The 16,577-nt window shown below is 50.1% G+C and carries 12 protein-coding genes and 1 pseudogene; 10 read left to right on the top strand and 3 right to left on the bottom strand.

The features are described 5' to 3' along the window. Positions 1 to 49 precede the first annotated feature (49 nt). From rimP to PN498_RS27960, 6 genes and pseudogenes are all read left to right on the top strand, one after another. Entirely contained in the window at positions 50 to 520 is a 471-nt protein-coding gene (rimP, locus tag PN498_RS27935) for a ribosome maturation factor RimP (RefSeq protein WP_272066749.1), read from the top strand. A gap of 83 nt (positions 521 to 603) precedes the next feature. Next, positions 604 to 1,761: pseudogene (nusA, locus tag PN498_RS27940) on the top strand (transcription termination factor NusA); the annotation flags it as partial. A 393-nt stretch (positions 1,762 to 2,154) separates the two neighbouring features. Beyond that, positions 2,155 to 2,430, top strand: coding sequence for a YlxR family protein (locus PN498_RS27945; RefSeq protein ID WP_272066750.1), 276 nt, complete (start codon positions 2,155 to 2,157; stop codon positions 2,428 to 2,430). Between the two features lie 272 nt (positions 2,431 to 2,702). Next, positions 2,703 to 5,678 (top strand): translation initiation factor IF-2, encoded by a 2,976-nt coding sequence (infB, locus tag PN498_RS27950; RefSeq protein ID WP_272066751.1) that lies wholly within the window; start codon positions 2,703 to 2,705, stop codon positions 5,676 to 5,678. An 8-nt stretch (positions 5,679 to 5,686) separates the two neighbouring features. Continuing rightward, positions 5,687 to 6,901 carry a low-complexity tail membrane protein gene (locus tag PN498_RS27955; protein WP_272066752.1) on the top strand — a complete coding sequence of 405 codons (1,215 nt, stop codon included), beginning with the start codon at positions 5,687 to 5,689 and terminating at the stop codon, positions 6,899 to 6,901. 201 nt (positions 6,902 to 7,102) lie between these two features. Then, positions 7,103 to 7,300, top strand: a complete 198-nt coding sequence (locus PN498_RS27960; protein ID WP_272066753.1) for a hypothetical protein — start codon at positions 7,103 to 7,105, stop codon at positions 7,298 to 7,300. A gap of 372 nt (positions 7,301 to 7,672) precedes the next feature. Here PN498_RS27960 and PN498_RS27965 read toward each other — a convergent pair whose 3' ends face one another. Together PN498_RS27965 and hisF are read right to left on the bottom strand one after the other, a co-directional pair. After that, positions 7,673 to 7,957 (bottom strand): hypothetical protein, encoded by a 285-nt coding sequence (locus PN498_RS27965; RefSeq protein WP_272066807.1) that lies wholly within the window; start codon positions 7,955 to 7,957, stop codon positions 7,673 to 7,675. Positions 7,958 to 8,028: 71 nt separating this feature from the next. Further along, a complete protein-coding gene (gene hisF / locus PN498_RS27970; RefSeq protein WP_272066754.1) occupies positions 8,029 to 8,808 on the bottom strand; it encodes an imidazole glycerol phosphate synthase subunit HisF in 780 nt (259 codons plus the stop codon). 253 nt (positions 8,809 to 9,061) lie between these two features. Between hisF and petP the strand changes: the two genes are divergently transcribed. The 4 genes from petP (at position 9,062) to PN498_RS27990 (ending at position 14,043) form a co-directional block, all read left to right on the top strand. Then, positions 9,062 to 9,262: a cytochrome b6f subunit PetP gene (gene petP, locus PN498_RS27975; RefSeq protein ID WP_272066755.1), complete on the top strand. Its 201-nt coding sequence runs from the start codon at positions 9,062 to 9,064 to the stop codon at positions 9,260 to 9,262. A gap of 19 nt (positions 9,263 to 9,281) precedes the next feature. Further along, the gene (locus PN498_RS27980) at positions 9,282 to 10,379 is read left to right on the top strand and encodes a Get3/ArsA fold putative tail anchor-mediating ATPase NosAFP (RefSeq protein WP_272066756.1); all 1,098 of its coding nucleotides are present in this window, start codon (positions 9,282 to 9,284) and stop codon (positions 10,377 to 10,379) included. 107 nt (positions 10,380 to 10,486) lie between these two features. Next, positions 10,487 to 11,485 (top strand): chlorophyll synthase ChlG, encoded by a 999-nt coding sequence (gene chlG / locus PN498_RS27985; RefSeq protein WP_272066757.1) that lies wholly within the window; start codon positions 10,487 to 10,489, stop codon positions 11,483 to 11,485. A 146-nt stretch (positions 11,486 to 11,631) separates the two neighbouring features. Next, positions 11,632 to 14,043, top strand: a complete 2,412-nt coding sequence (locus PN498_RS27990; protein ID WP_272066758.1) for a transglycosylase domain-containing protein — start codon at positions 11,632 to 11,634, stop codon at positions 14,041 to 14,043. A gap of 50 nt (positions 14,044 to 14,093) precedes the next feature. Here PN498_RS27990 and PN498_RS27995 read toward each other — a convergent pair whose 3' ends face one another. After that, a complete protein-coding gene (locus PN498_RS27995; RefSeq protein ID WP_272066759.1) occupies positions 14,094 to 16,514 on the bottom strand; it encodes a ligase-associated DNA damage response DEXH box helicase in 2,421 nt (806 codons plus the stop codon). Positions 16,515 to 16,577: the final 63 nt, after the last annotated feature.

The following is a 16,577-nucleotide window of genomic DNA, read 5'->3' on the forward strand; positions in this document are numbered from 1 at the left end:
GTTCTAAGGAAGTGGGCATGACACCCCACTTTTTTTATTGGAGTTTTATATGGTTCATCCTCTCATCCCGAAAGTCTTAGACTTGGCGGCTCCGGTAGCGGAGCATCTTGGGCTGGATGTGGTGGATGCCGTCTTTCAGACTAATCATTCGCCACCTATATTGCGAATTGATGTGCGCAACTCTCAGGCAGAAGATACGAGTCTTCAAGATTGTGAACAGATGAGTCAAGCTCTGGAAACCATTCTCGACGAGACAAACTTGATTCCGGATGCCTATGTCTTAGAGGTTTCTAGTCCTGGTATTTCATCAGAGCTAACATCTGAACGCGATTTTCTGGTTTTTAAGGGATTTATGGTGGAGATACAGCTAGCTGAGGCTTACAAAAACCGTCAGACCTGGCTAGGGCAGCTTTTAAAGCGTGATGATGACTATGTTTATCTCAGCCAGAAAGGAAAGCCTACAAAATTACCACGAGAGTTGGTCCAGACTGTTCAACTGAGCGATCGCGCTCCCGAGTAGTAGCGCCCTAATCGTTTATTTATCTTTTTATTGTCTTATTTGTTGCGATCGCAATCCTTTTTCAAAGGGAGTCAAATCAACCGATGTCTTTAGTTAACCTACCGAATTTAAAAGAACTGATCGATAGCATCAGCCGAGAACGCAACTTGCCCAAATATGCCGTTGAAAATGCCCTTAGAGAAGCTTTATTAAAGGGTTATGAACGTTTTCGCCGAACGCAACGCCTGGTAGACGGTAATCATTTTGATGAAGGTTATTTTGATAACTTTGACATTGAATTAGATGTCGAATACGAAGATGATCAGGGCTTTCGGGTGTTAGCAACAAAGACCATTGTTGAAGAAATTGAAAACGCCGACCATCAAATCGCTTTAGCAGAAGTTTTGGAAGTTGCTCCAGAAGCTCAGGTTGGCGACACCGTGGTCTTGGATGTGACACCAGAGCAAAAAGACTTTGGACGCATGGCCGCGATACAGACAAAGCAGGTCCTAGCTCAAAAGCTGCGAGATCAACAGCGGAAGCTAATTCAGGAAGAGTTCCAGGATTTGGAAGGCAGCGTTTTGACGTCTACTGTGCAGCGATTTGAGCGTCAATCTGTCATTATGACAGTCAGTAGCGGAACCGGACAGCCCGAGGTCGAAGCAGAATTGCTGAAGCGTGACCAACTCCCTAACGATAACTATCGTCCTAATTCTAAGTTCCGAGTTGTTCTCAAGAAGGTGTCAGAAGGCTCTCATCGGGGTCCTCAGCTCTTAGTTTCTCGGGCTGATGCGGCGCTTGTGGTGGAGCTTTTCTCGAACGAAGTCCCTGAAATTGAAGACGAAATTGTTCGGATAGTTGCCGTCGCTAGGGAAGCAAATCCCCCTTCTCGCTCAGTGGGTCCCCGTACTAAAATTGCAGTAGACACGGCTGAACGAGATGTCGATCCAGTCGGCGCCTGCATTGGTGCTCGTGGATCGCGAATTCAAGCTGTGGTCAGCGAACTAAGAGGGGAGAAAATAGACGTCATTCGCTATTCTCTAGATCCGGCAACTTATATTGCTAATGCTCTCAGTCCTGCACGGGTGGATGAGGTTCGGCTTATGAACCCTGAAGAGCGACAGGCCCATGTGCTTGTTCCAGAGGACCAGCTGAGCCTAGCCATTGGAAAAGAGGGGCAAAATGTTCGCTTAGCAGCCAAACTTACCGGATGGAAGATTGACATCAAAGACACCGCTAAGTATGACTATGCCGAGGAAGATCGCAAAATAGCCGATCAGATCGCGGCTCGTCAAGCCGAAGAGGAAGCTCGTCACGCTGAAGAGGAGGCTCGCTTGGCGGCGGAAGCTGCTCTCATGGAAGAACTCAAGCGGAAGTATCCCATTGCAGAGGACTTTGAAGATGAGGAAGAGGCGGCAGCAGTACTAGGTGAGGAGGCACTAGAAGCATCCGATGAAGCTGAAGTACCTGCTGCTTCTGACTCGGTCTCTGCTGAACCTTTAGCCGATGAAGAAGCGCTCTCTGATGTAGATGAAGCGGATAATAGCGCATCTGATAATGACTTCACTGAAGTTCCTGAAGAGAGCGATGACCTAGAGAATCAACTTGAAGCTGAAGCCCTTTCAGAGGAGGAATAGTTTTCAAACGTTAACATCATGAAACCTAACTTTCGACGCTGTGTCAGCTGTCGAGCGATCGCCCCAAAAGAGGCTTTGTGGCGGGTTGTCCGCGTTTATCCGAGCCGGACAGTACAATTAGATAAGGGGATGGGGCGTTCGGCCTATTTATGTCCAAACGCCAATTGTCTCAAAGCTGCTCAAAAGAAGAATCGATTGGGCCGAGCGTTGAGAGCGCCTGTACACGAAAGTGTGTATGAGCAACTCTGGCAGCGGTTAGATACCATGCCAACGGAGTCTAAAAAGTCTCCCTGATCAGCAGATGAGGGGACTCTAGCTTAAAACATTCCCGATATCTACCAGACTCATGGCTGATTGCGCTATGGTTAGGGTTTGGTAAAGTAGTGCTCCGCCTAAAAAGCACGCAATGATCTAGAGCCAATTTAATGAGGTTTTAGGTCTTGTAAGCCTGGTTTTGATAGCTCAAGGTTTGATATTGTGGCAGTCTGCTACAACACGTGAATGTAGGTTTGTCTAGCAAAGCAGGTTTGTCTTATGAGATAGCAGTATTGACGAGGGAGATTTGGATGAACAACGGCAAAGTCAGAATATACGAATTATCGAAGGATCTCGGTTTGGAAAATAAGGATATTCTGACCGTTTGTGAACGATTGGGGATTTCGGCGAAAAGCCACAGTAGTACAATTACGGATGATGACGCATTGCGAATTCGAAACGAGGTCAAACAAACGTCTGGAAAATTGTTGAATAAGCCATCTAAGCCTTCTCCGCCTCGCCCCCGCAAACCAAACGCCACTGCCAAGGAAACGCCTCGTCCTGCTAAGAAGCAGCAGATTCTGGAAATCCGCAGGCATCGTCCTAAGCCTGCGAAGGCGCCTATACCTCCTAAGTCGGAGACTGCTAGCACGGCTGATGTACAGTCCCCAGCACCTTCTGACTTAGCAGCATCTCCGAGTCGGCCTGAGGCGTCCAGATCTTCGGCACCACTCCCGAAACCGAAGCTGAAGCGACCAGGCTCACCTGAGCCTTCCGAGTCTGCTGCGCTACAGTCGCCGGACGCTAGCCCAGAGATTGCTTCACCGACCAGTCCCGTTGTTGAAGACAGTTCAGATAAGGGGGGTGTGGAGCTGATTCAGCCGCCTGCTCGCCCATCTAAACCAGAGAGGCCAACGCGCCCTGTCTTGAAAAAGCGCGATCGCGCCGATTCGGATAGACGAGATAGTGACGCACCTCGTCAACCTCGTATTGAAATTCGAGAAATTGATGAAGATGAGGATAATACTCCTCAGCTCAAGCCTAAGCCTGAGTTGCGGCGCCCTCGCCCCAAACGCTCTGATGCGGTTGAAAGTGATGATACTCAAGACAGCGAAGAGACGGCTGTTCCTAGTGGCGGCGTCACTGAAGAGCCGATTCTACGCCGTCCCTCTCCTCCTCGTCAGAAGCGTAAAAATAAGGAGCGTGAAGAGGAAGAGCAAGAGCAACAGAAGACAACAAAATCCAAGAACAAGCGTCGCAGTCATGATCTGCTGAAGGATGATGATGAAGATATCTTGGCGGATTTGGATGAAGTCACTGGAGATGGCAGTGACAGCAGTGCCACTGCTGCCCTCAGTATGTCTTTGGCTAGACCCCCTAAACCCAAGTCTAAGGCGAGTCCTAAGCCACCGAGTACATCCAAGACTCAGAAACCACAGCAGCGCGATAGCAGTCGCAATCAGCGACGCGATCGCCGCAATCAACCAGAAGAGCAAGAGCGGCCTGAAATCATAACCCTGACGGGCGGTTTATCAGTGCATGAACTGGCTAACCTGATCATGGTGCCTGAGACTGAAATTATTAAGCTGCTCTTTTTCAAAGGAATTGCGACCAACATCAACCAAACGCTTGATCTAGAAACTGCCAAGATGGTGGCCGAAGAGTTCGAAATTTTGGTTGAAACTGCCGAAGAGGAATCTGAGGCGAAGAAAGTCACTGAGATGTTGGACGTAGCTGACTTAGAAAATCTGTCTCAGCGTCCACCTGTTGTGACCATCATGGGTCACGTTGACCACGGTAAGACCACGCTGCTGGATTCGATTCGGAAAACCAAAGTTGCTCAAGGGGAAGCTGGAGGGATTACGCAGCATATTGGTGCGTATCACGTTGATGTTGAGCATGATGGCCAGAACCAGCAAATTGTCTTCCTTGATACGCCGGGCCACGAAGCCTTTACGGCCATGCGCGCGAGGGGTGCCAGGGTAACTGACATTGCGATTCTCGTAGTCGCTGCCGATGATGGCGTCCGACCTCAAACCATTGAGGCCATCAGTCATGCTAAGGCGGCTGAAGTGCCCATCGTCGTTGCGGTGAACAAAATTGATAAGGAAACAGCCCAGCCTGACCGCGTCAAGCAAGAGCTGATGGAACATGGTCTAGTTCCGGAGGAATGGGGTGGTGAAACCATCATGGTTCCGGTTAGCGCCATCAACGGCGACAATCTCGATACGCTGCTTGAGATGCTGCTGCTGGTGTCTGAAGTTGAAGACTTGAACGCCAACCCTGACCGTCTAGCCCGAGGCACAGTGATTGAGGCCAACCTTGATAAATCTCGGGGTCCAGTGGCTTCGCTGCTGGTTCAAAACGGCACCTTGCGAGTCGGCGACAGCATTGTGGCAGGTTCTGTCTTTGGTAAGGTGCGGGCTATGATCGACGATCGCGGCGATCGGGTAAACGAGGCAACGCCTTCCTTTGCCGTTGAGGTGCTGGGTCTCAATGATGTTCCGGCTGCTGGAGATGAGTTTGAAGTCTTTGCGGACGAGCGTGCAGCCCGTAGCATTGCCGATTCTCGTTCTGATGAACAGCGCCGTTCTCGTCTGCAGCAGGCTATGGCTTCTCGGCGAGTGACACTGAGCAGCTTGTCAGCTCAAGCGCAAGAGGGTGACCTCAAAGAGCTGAACATTATCCTAAAGGCCGATGTGCAGGGATCTGTCGAGGCCATCTTGGCGGCACTGCAACAGCTGCCTCAAAATGAGGTGCAAATTCGGGTTCTTTTGGGTGCTCCCGGAGAGATCAGCGAAACTGACGTCGATTTGGCGGCTGCTAGTGGGGCGGTCCTCATTGGTTTCAATACCACGCTGGCCCCAGGTGCTCGTCAGGCGGCTGATCGTCAGGGTGTTGATGTTCGTGACTACGACATCATCTATAACCTGTTAGACGACATTCAAGGGGCGATGGAAGGTTTGCTGGAACCCGAACTAGTCGAAGAGCCTCTTGGCGAAGTCGAAGTCCGAGCAGTTTTCCCTGTCCGAAGAGGCTCTGTGGCGGGTTGCTATGTGCTGTCGGGTAAGGTTACTCGTAACTGCCGTATTCGGGTCAATCGTGGCAGCGAAGTTGTTTATGAAGGCAACTTAGATTCTCTTAAGCGCATGAAGGACGATGTCAAAGAGGTGGCATCGGGCTTCGAATGTGGTATCGGTGTAGACAACTTCAACGGTTGGAAAGAAGGCGATATTATTCGAGCCTTCAAGCTGGTTACCCAACGCCGTAAGCTGTCGCCTGTTTAATTAAAACCATGAAACTTCCCCGCCGCGATCCTTACCTATGGATACATCTAGCTGGTTTAGCGACTGTTCCTATCTGGTTAGACATCTGTTTGGCAGGTTTAGCGGTGGGGGATCCGGTGGTCCCGCCTTGGCTGGAGCTAACGACGCTGGGATGGCTTGGTACCGTCCCTATTCTCTGGATGCAGCTCCAGCGACCTTTTTATGTCTTCAGCGTGCCAGGATTGGCAGTGCGTCCCGATAAGCTGGGCGAAGACCGTCGTCGTTTGCTGTCTTTGCAGCGCACTTGGGTGACGCGCCTGTGGGTTGTCTTGAGTGCGATCGCCCTTTTTTATATTCTTTTCTGGCTCTATCGCTTAGCGCCCATTGCCGCTAGCATGACGCCCTTTGCTGAGCAATCCAGAACGACGGGATGGCTGATCTGCGCAGTTGCCTTTTTCTTGGCCAACTTGTTTGTCCAAGTTCCAGCAACCGTGGTTCCGCTGCTGCTGACTGCTCCAGAGACAATTGAAACGACTACACCATATGATGCTGCGGCCATTCTCAACGGGTTTACGGTCGTAGGGCTACGGGTCGGTCGTCTCCTTCCTGACTGGAATGTCTCTGTTGCCGATGATGTGATGCCCGCTATTGATGAGGTCTCCCAAGCGGCCTCGTTAGCTCCAGACGCGGTGGTTCTAACAGACTTGGTAGAGGAGATGCCCATAACTTCAGTAGCAGCAGAAGGCCCTTCCGCAACAGCTGCAAAGAGAGCCGAGGACGGACCAAGTATTTCATCGACCGGATCAGAAGCTATACCAGCTCACTCGTCAGATGCTGTCCTTACTCAATCTCCTTTAGCAGCCTCTGAGCAAGCCGTAGCGAAACCCAGTGCTGACCCTGTTGCAGTCGCTCGTTCCTTACCAAGCCTACATTCCCTGAGCACTTCATCTCACGTAAACGACGCAGAGACGGATACACCATCAGAGGCTGAAAAGTTACATCAAAACGGGTTGGATCAGAGCACTGATGCTACCATGCCAGTCCCCCCTGACCATGCCGAAGCAGTTCCTCAGCAACACGAATTGTCTGATACTAAGTCAGTCGCAAGGGGAGAAGCAGGTTCTTCAAAATCCGAAAGTATATCTGTGGTGCAGTCCCCTGCATCCTTAGGAACAGACGCAATAACCTCAGTAACCGACACAACCTCACAGGAGACTTGCGAAAACTCGTGCGACCATGCGTAGAAAGCCAATGAGTTGAATAGAAAGAAACCTTGGCAAATTCTTGAATGATAGCGCTAAACCAAGCGAAAGTGTGGCTGTTTGCACAGCAGGGTTACAAGTGTCTGAGCTATCCTTGAACTGTTTTGAGAAGTTTAACTGTGTAAACATTGATATCAATGGTTTCTCAGAAATTCTTCTGTTCTTTCACTTATGGAAGCGTATATGGCTAGACTTACTTCAATACCAGTACGCGATGCCTCTGAAGACAACGAAATTTGGGCCAATCTCAGGGAAGCGATCGCCAACAGTTCAGGTTTCGAGAGCTGGCAACAGCAAAAGAAATGCTCCTCTGATACTCTATCCCTGGATACACAAGTCCGTCTTTATCTGCGAGAAACCTTGGAAACGTTAGCCTACTAATTTAGGTCTGAAGGGTTTCTAAAGCAGAAACTTAAACTCAACCCAGTCCTTATCCTGCAACGTAGGGCCATAGAGCCTTCACCAGTTCCGGAACAAGAGGGCTACAGATTTATCTATCACCGGATGAGTACGACCTAACCTTTTAACGTTGTGTTAGCAAGCGAGTAAGTTTCCTTGCTTTGTAAATTTCACGTATAGTCGTCTGACATGATTTCTGGGGCTAGAAAGCTTTTTGGACCGGATTTCCCTAGGAAAGTCCGGTCCAAGCTCCAAATAGGCCACTATGGTTTAATCCCGAATATTTCATCAAAGCAATAGCCATCGATGCTATAACGATCCGGATAAAATCGTAAAGCCTAAGCAGACAAAACCTTAGTTATCAAACGCTTGTTGTGGTTCTGGCAAGGTTTGCACATAGGCATAGACATCTTCGCTGTTGAAGCGATACGGGTCTGATTGCGCCACACTGACTGCTCTGTCCATGTAAACCACGTAATGGTTCATCAAAAAGTAGACCGCCATCATCGCTACAGCCGAAGAAGCGACTAGAAAGCCAGCCAGCATAAAAGAAAATTCCTGGCTCTTGACAGCCTGGTCCATCAGGCGCAAAGCCCAAACAACCAAGGCGACAACAACAATTACTATCAAGAGCAACATAAATAAGCCTGTCACTTCTAGATAAGGTTAACCTTAGTGTAACGTACTGTAACAGAGTTTTAATACTTTCGTTATGTTTCAGAGGCAGGACGAGTAGGAATGTTGTGTCCGGCTAAATAGGTTTTGACTTCGGCGACGGTTAGCTGTCCATAGTGCAAAAGTGAGGCTAATAGAGCTGCTTCGGCGCCTCCTGTCGTCAGGGCTTCGTAAATGTGCTGACAGTTTCCCGCCCCGCCGGATGCGATAACAGGTACTGAAACCCGATCCGCGATCGCTCGGGTCAACTCCAAGTCATAGCCAGCCTGAGTTCCATCTGCATCCATGCTGGTAATCAGCAGCTCTCCTGCTCCCCGGCGAGCCATCTCGACAGCCCAGTCTATGGCGTCTAGTCCTGTGTTTTGACGACCCCCTCGAACATACACATCCCACCCAACAGAATCAGCATCCTGACGCTTGCGAGCATCGATCGCGACCACGATGCACTGATTGCCAAAGCGATCGCTAGCTCGATCAATCAAATCCGGCTGTCGCACTGCGGCTGAGTTAATGCTCACTTTGTCGGCCCCAGCTCTTAACAACTGTTTAATTTGCTCTAAGGAATGAATTCCGCCCCCTACCGTCAAGGGGATAAAAACTTGGTCAGCTGTACGATATACCACGTCGAAGAGAATGTTCCGGTCTTCATGAGTTGCCGTGATGTCTAGAAAGACCAGCTCATCAGCACCGGCTTCGTTATAAGCCTGGGCTAGTTCAACCGGATCGCCAGCATCTCGCAAATCGACAAAATTAACCCCTTTGACAACGCGCCCTGCATTGACATCCAGACAGGGAAGAATTCGCTTCGCCAACATAACGTCTCACCTTCAGTTGATCCACGACGAGTATCTGCATTTTCGCTATTCACCATAGACCAGGATGGCGCAAGACGCTGATAAACTGTGGATTGGTTTGGATTTATAGCTTTAGTCGTCTAGGCTAGTGCACCCAGTCGCATCCGGGTGCTTAGTGTAGTGGTTAGGTGGCTCGCCGTCTTGCCCTAATGGAATTGACGATGGCTATAACTCTTTGTTGAGCAGTTCAAAATTTCAGGTGGTTAGGTTGGGCATGGCCTTAGAAATCGGACAGAAAGTAAAAGTTTGCCGTTTACGCGATCGCGTTTCCAAGGATCTTGTTTCGCGACTGGGCAAATCGGGCGTAGTCCGTCAATTTAAAATGGTGGATGGAAGTGGGGTAGGCGTTGTTGTTACGTTTGACGATGATGACTACACCACCTGGTTCTTTGAAGACGAACTGTCTCCACAGTAGGTAGATAGAGAGAAAACTGGTGCCTCAAATTTTGACTTTTCTTGGGCAATCGCGTAGCGCCTGCGCGGTTGCATCTGTCGCGTTTGCCCGTCAGCTTGCCCAGCAGGGAACCCGTGTTCTTTGGGTAACTCAAGATAGTGGACCATTGCCTAACAGGCTGTGGAACAACTCATTGTCAACGGAAGTACAGTCAGTTGGAACGAATCTTTCGGTGCTGCAACTGCAGTCCGCCGTTCTGCTGGAAAAGAGTTGGGATATTGTCAAAGCTCTGGAAGCGCAATATCTCAGAGATCCTTTATTGAAGCAGGTCTTTGGCCAAGAACTCGTGCTTCTGCCCGGCATGGATGATGCTCTGACCCTAGATGCCATTAGAACGCTCTATGATTCCCAAGCGTATGACTGTATCGTCTTTGACGGATTGTCTGGCAAGGCAATCCTGCGAATGTGGGGCTTACCTGAGCAGATGGATTGGTATGTCCGTCGTTTTCAGAAGGTTTTGGCAGAGTCAGAACTGGCAAGGACACTGTCTCCCTTTATTCAACCCGTTGCCGGAGCAGTCTTGAATATCAGTGGGAGTCAGGAATCGATTAATCAGCCCGTCCAGCAGGCTAGAAGCTTCTTAGATGCTGGACGAATGGTTGTGCAATCTGCCGATCATCTGCTGGGTTTTCTGGTGACGACTGATGGGCCTGCCGATGCTGAAACGACTCGCTATCTATGGGGCAGCTCTCAGCAGATTGGCCTAACAGTAGGAGGAGCGATCGCCTACGGCCCTTCGTCTGCCGACTGGTCGGAGCAGACTTTTAGCCCTCTCCCCTTAAGCCCCATGCCTGCTCTAAGTGGCGACGATTGGACACCGCTGGTAGATGCTGTTCCTTCCCTAACGGCAGCAACGCAGAATGCACCTGCTCCGGTTGTGGTGAACGAGTTGGAGAAACAAGTTAAGCTCTTCCTACCCGGTTTCACCAAAGCCGATGTTAACCTCACACAATATGGTCCTGAAGTGACCGTGACGGCTGGAGACCAGAGGCGCAACCTTTTTCTGCCCAGTGCCCTCAAAAATCGTTCCGTGCAGGGAGCTAAATTTCAAGATGACTATCTCATCTTGTCTTTCTAGCTGCTTTGACTCAAAACGTTATCAGGCTGACATCTTGTCAGGAATGAAGCTTTCATAATGAAGCGGCTTTCATGCTTTAAGTCACTAGGTTAATTATCGGAGACGTTATGGCTGATCCAGTATCAGAGACCCCTAATAAAGGTTCTGAGGCTGCCAAAGGTGGTAAGACTCGTCAACTTTTAGGGATGAAGGGGGCTGAGGCAGGCGAAACGTCTATTTGGAAAATTCGCCTCCAGCTCATGAAGCCGATCACCTGGATTCCACTCATCTGGGGTGTGGTTTGTGGTGCGGCTTCCTCAGGCAACTTCGTCTGGAGCGTAGAGTATGTGCTGCTCTCAGCGGCTTGCATGCTCCTGTCCGGGCCTCTGTTGACAGGCTATACTCAAACCCTCAACGATTTTTATGATCGCGAAATCGACGCTATCAACGAACCCTATCGGCCCATTCCTTCGGGCGCCATTTCCATTCCTCAAGTGGTCACCCAGATCGGGGTTCTTTTGTTGTCTGGCGTTGCCGTTGCCTATGCGTTAGACCAATGGGCAGGGCATAATTTTCCGACGATTACTGCGATCGCCATTGGCGGCTCATTCCTGTCCTACATCTACTCGGCTCCTCCCCTCAAGCTAAAGCAGAACGGCTGGTTGGGGAACTATGCGTTGGGTGCTAGCTACATTGCCTTGCCTTGGTGGGCAGGTCACGCCCTGTTTGGTGATTTAAACCTGACCATCGTGTTATTGACGCTGTTCTACAGCTTGGCAGGTTTGGGCATCGCCATTGTCAATGATTTCAAGAGCGTGGAAGGCGATCGACAATTAGGATTGAAGTCATTACCTGTCATGTTTGGTGTGACAACCGCTGCGTGGATCTGCGTCTTGATGATTGATGTTTTTCAAGGCGGAGTGGCGGCTTACTTGATGGCGATCCATCAGAACCTCTATGCGGTGCTGTTGGTTTTGCTGATTATTCCGCAAATTACCTTTCAGGACATGTATTTTCTGCGAAATCCTTTAGAAAACGATGTCAAATATCAGGCAAGTGCTCAGCCTTTTCTGGTTTTTGGCATGTTAGTGACGGCACTGGCATTGGGACAGTCTGCCCTCGTTTGAAGACATCAGGTGAGCACTACGAATCAAACAGGTCTGCAATTAAAAGTCCAGCAAACAGCTTTCTATCACCCTAGTCTCTGGTATAGAGTTAGCTGAAGTGGTGAAAACGTTGACCGAGCTAAAACAAAGAGGAGTAGGTATCGGTTGTGGCTAATACATTTGTGAGACGGTTTAAGAATTTATTCACCGACTCAAGAAAAAAGCGAAGACGGCTACAAGTACCTAGCCATTTAGCGGCTGGCTCTTCCACAACACCCGCCGGAGCAGTCTACTCGCCCGAATCGGACCATTCATCGCCAACTCGTCGTCAACTTCCTCCCCGCCGACCCTTATACTATCGCCCTCTGTTTTGGGTTGTATTAGCTGCTGGGGCGTTGAGTTCAGCGGGTATCAGCAAGGGCTATCGTGTCTGGCATTCGACTGAAGCTGAGCTACCCCCTGTTTCAAGTCTGAAAACCTTTGAACGTCAGGGCACCATTACAATTCGGTCGGCTGACAATGCGGTGTTGCAAAAAATCGGTCCTGCAACGCGGCAAAAGCTGACGTATGAAGAAATTCCAGACACGCTAGTCGAGGCCTTCATTGCATCAGAAGACCGAAGATTTTATGATCACAGCGGTTTAGATGTGCAAGGTATTGCTCGGGCCATGCTGTCCAACATCCGCCAGCGAGATGTGGTGGAAGGCGCTAGCACCATTACCCAACAGCTCGCCAGAATTGCATTTCTCGACCAGGAACGGAGTTTTCAGCGGAAAGCTCGTGAAGCTTTGCTAGCCCTCAAAATTGAAGAGGAATACAATAAAGCCGAAATTATTGAGCGCTACCTCAACTTGGTGTATTTGGGAGCAGGCGCTTATGGCGTTGCCGATGCTGCCTGGGTGTATTTCGGTAAACCCGTTGACGATCTCACCGTATCTGAAGCAGCGCTCATTGCCGGTATGGCTCCAGCGCCGAGCGTTTATTCGCCTCTGGTCGATCCTCAAGCCGCCAGGGTGCAGCGTGATACTGTGGTTCGCCGCATGTTAGAGAATGGCAAGATTAGCCAGTCTGAGGCGAATACGGCTCTGTCGGCAGAAATTGCAACTACTCCCAATGAGCCCAAGTTTCTCTACAGTAACTTTCCCTATTTCACGATTTACATTCAAAAGCAGCTCAGCGAAATTTTGGAGCCTGAGGTCATCGAATCCGGTGGCTTAGTGGTTGAGACAACGCTGAATACTGATTGGCAGCGCAAAGCTCAAGAAACGATCAATGAAACGGTGGCAACGGTTGGCAGCCGCCAGAGATTTAGTCAAGCTTCATTGGTAGCGGTCGATCCTCGCAATGGTGAAATTAAGGCCATTATTGGGGGCACCGACTTTAACGACAGTCAATTTAACCGAGCGACGCAAGCTCTGCGACAGCCTGGTTCAACATTCAAGACGTTCGTCTACACGACTGCGATCGCAGCGGGCTTCTCTCCTTACAAGAGCTATACCGATGCCAAATTTGTTGTGGATGGATATGAACCTAAGAACTACGGCGAAACCTACAGCGGTGATGTTTCCATGCGTCAAGCGCTGACGTCCTCCGTCAATATTGTCGCTGTCAAGGTTTTGATAGATGTTGGCTTTGAGCCTGTGATTGCCATGGCTCAGCGTATGGGCATTGAATCTGAGCTGTTACCCACTTACTCCTTGGCACTGGGGGCATCGGAAGTGACTTTGTTAGAGCTAACCAGTGCCTATGGCACGCTGGCTAGACAGGGTCGGCATCATCCGGTTCATGGCATTCGTCGTGTTCTAGATAGCTCCGGCAACGTTATTTATGAAATCGACAACTCTCCAACCCAAGCCGTAGACGAAACGACTGCTGCCATCATGACTTGGATGTTGAGAGGCGTTGTCGAAGGCGGTACAGGGCGTAGGGCCTATGTTGGTCGGCCTGTTGCAGGCAAAACAGGCACCTCTGAAAACGATCGCGATCTTTGGTTTGTTGGCTACATTCCACAGCTTGTGGTTGGTGTCTGGTTAGGCAATGACGACAACAGTCGCACCTGGGGAGCGAGTAGTTCCGCAGCTGCTACTTGGGGAGATTTTGTTGCCAAATTGACGGACGAGATTCCTGAAGAAGATTTTCCGCCTTTACCTCAACTCGCAGGCCGCAAAGGTAGCATTGAGGCCCAGCCAGTCAAGCCTGGCAAAGTAACGGCAGCTAGGGCGTCTAGCAGTCAAGATAGAGGTGTGGAGGCAGAGTCTGACGGCTCTGCTGATAGCGGTGGTTCGGTCGAAGCGGCCAGCAGTGCTCCAGAGGCAGCTCCAGAGAACTCCGCAGAACCTGTGCAGCGTTCTCGGGAAGCGGCTCCAGCTCCTGCTCCCATTGCTGAACCTGAACCCTCCCCAGCGCCTGAACCTGAACCCGTTTCCGAACCGGCTCCTATTCCAGAGCCAACTCCAGCACCGGTAGCTGAAGAGCCGCCTGCTCCAGCAGCCCCTGCCCCCGAACCCGCTCCGGCTCCGGCTCCGGCTCCAGCCCCCGCTCCGGTTTCAGAACCCGCTCCGGCTTCAGAGTCAGAATAGGCTGAAACGGTCCCTAATTAATGCGTCGGGCTAGCACATACCTCGTTGGCTTACTTCTTCTCCCACTGCCGCTTGAGGCGCTCAATCCGTTCCATAAGGCTTTCGTTAGACATCCGTGTTCCTAGCCGTTCAACCAGAAGAGGGAATGCGATCGGAGAGGGACGAGACGTTGCTTTCCATATCACCTGCAGCTGTCCCAACCGTTCTAACGTTTGAGCTAAACGGTGGGATTCCAGTTGCTCTTGCAGAACTTCTCGCTCAGCCTGCTTGAGCAATAAATTGTCTGGTTCATACTTGCTAAAAACTTCGTAAAGCAGTGAAGAACTAACCTGTAACTGTGAGGATGTTTTGCGAGATCCTGGATACCCCTTGAAGACTAATCCTGCTACTTGAGCAACCCCGCGAAATTTACGCTGAGTCAGTTCTGATATGTTGAGACTGGCTTTAATATCTGCTTCTAAATTCTCTAAGCTGAAAAATTCATCGGCAAAAAGTTCCTCAAAAGGATAACCCTTAGGAGCGAGAATTTCGAAGCCATAGTCATTTACCGAAATTGTAAAGGTCGTGTTTTGCTGCCGGGCAAAACGATACCCCCATAAGAAACCCAACCCTTCATGGACAAAACGCCCCTCGAAGGGAAATACATAAAAATGCTGACCCTCGCGAGTTTTACAACATTCCACTAGCAGCTCATCCGCTGTTGGAATATAAGAAAGACGGTCTTGTGCTTCTAAGATGGGAGCAATGCACTGGACTTCACGATTCCAATGCTCAGGTTGTCGAATCAGCTCAACCTCTTGCCTAAGGTGAGTACTGAGAGTGTCAGAAATAGCAAGCTGTCCGCCTCCCCAAGTGGGGGTGACCGTGGACTGGCGACGTGTATTTTTGACATACACCACCATGTCCTTCATTTGAAAAAATTCAAGCTGGCGCCCGGCGAAGAAAAACACGTCTCCCGGTTTGAGGCGAGAGACAAAATTTTCCTCAACCGTTCCAATTTCACGGCGATTGGTGTAGACGATTTTGACAGCCTGGTTGCCTGTAATCGTGCCAATGCTCATACGGTGCATGCGCGTGATCTTGCTATCTGAAACGCGGTACTGTCCTTCTTCAAATATCAGCTTTTGATAGCGAGGATAAGCGCCCAGACATTTGCCACCTTTTTCGACAAATTCTAAGATCCAGCCAAATTCTTCGTCCGTCAGTTGTTGATAGCTTACGGTCTGTCGGACAGCTGCAAGGGTGATTTGAGGATCAAAGCCGTCCCCACAAGCGATCGTGACTAAATGCTGCACGAGGACATCATAGGGTTTGCTACGGGGATGTCGAGTCTCGATCGCCCCTGCCTCTAACCCCCGCCGGAAAGCAGAAATTTCCAGTAACTCTAGTGCGTTTGTGGGTAAGAAAAAAACCTCTGAAGTTCCCTCTGGAACGTGAGCTGATCGCCCAGCTCGCTGCAGCAATCGAGCAATATTCTTGGCACTTCCAATTTGGACAACCCGCTCAACAGGTTGGAAATCAACGCCTAAATCCAAAGAGGAGGTACACACAACCCATTTGATGTCCCCCGACTTGACACCCGCCTCGATCGCTTCTCGTTCCTTCACATCAATTGAGCCATGATGTAAAGCAATCTGATGCTCATGCTCTGGCACAGCAAACTGCAATGCTTGAAACCATCGCTCTGCCTGATTGCGAGTGTTCGTAAAGATCAGCGTTGATTTGTCAATATCCAGGGCTTTGACCAACTCTTCAAACATCCGTAGTCCTAAATGGCCCGCCCAAGGAAAGCTATCTACCGACTCAGGTAAGATGCTTTGAATCACAGTCTCGCGCTTCAGGTTAGACCGTACGATAACGGGCTTTGTCTCTAGGCCAACGGCTGTGTGAGCGGCTTCAGCTAAGTTGCCAAGCGTCGCGGATACAGCCCAAGTGCGGAGGTTAGGAGCGAATTGGCGCAATTGTGACAAACACAATTCTGCTTGGGTGCCTCGTTTAGAGCTCATCAGCTCATGCCATTCATCTAACACCACACAGCGCAAAGCCTGAAATCGTTTTTTCCCCTCTTTGTAAGACAGCAAGACCGATAACGACTCAGGTGTTGTGATCAACACATCCGGCATTTTTTTTAGCTGTCGAGTTTTTTGGGATGACCGGGTATCACCAGTTCGTGATTCCACTCGAATGCCCCAATCCATGTCCTGAATAGGACGACAAATCGACTGCTCAATATCTCGTGACAAGGCTCGTAAGGGCGTGATGTAAAGGAGCTGGAGTCCTGCGCCAGGAGTCTCTACTATTTCTGCCAGGGGACCCATGACTGCAGCATAGGTTTTACCAGAGCCTGTCGGTACCTGAATGAGACCACTGAGACCCGAGAGATAAGCTTCCCATGTCTGCTGTTGAAAGCTGAGAGGATGCCAGCCTTGCTGCGTAAACCATTGAATGATGGGAGTGAGTCGAGTATTCATACACCCATCATTACGGATGTCATTCAGCGAAAGCAAAAGTTTTCTATCTCACTACCGCCCAAA

The organism is Oscillatoria sp. CS-180 (assembly GCF_028330965.1).
Classification (GTDB): domain Bacteria; phylum Cyanobacteriota; class Cyanobacteriia; order Phormidesmidales; family Phormidesmidaceae; genus Halomicronema.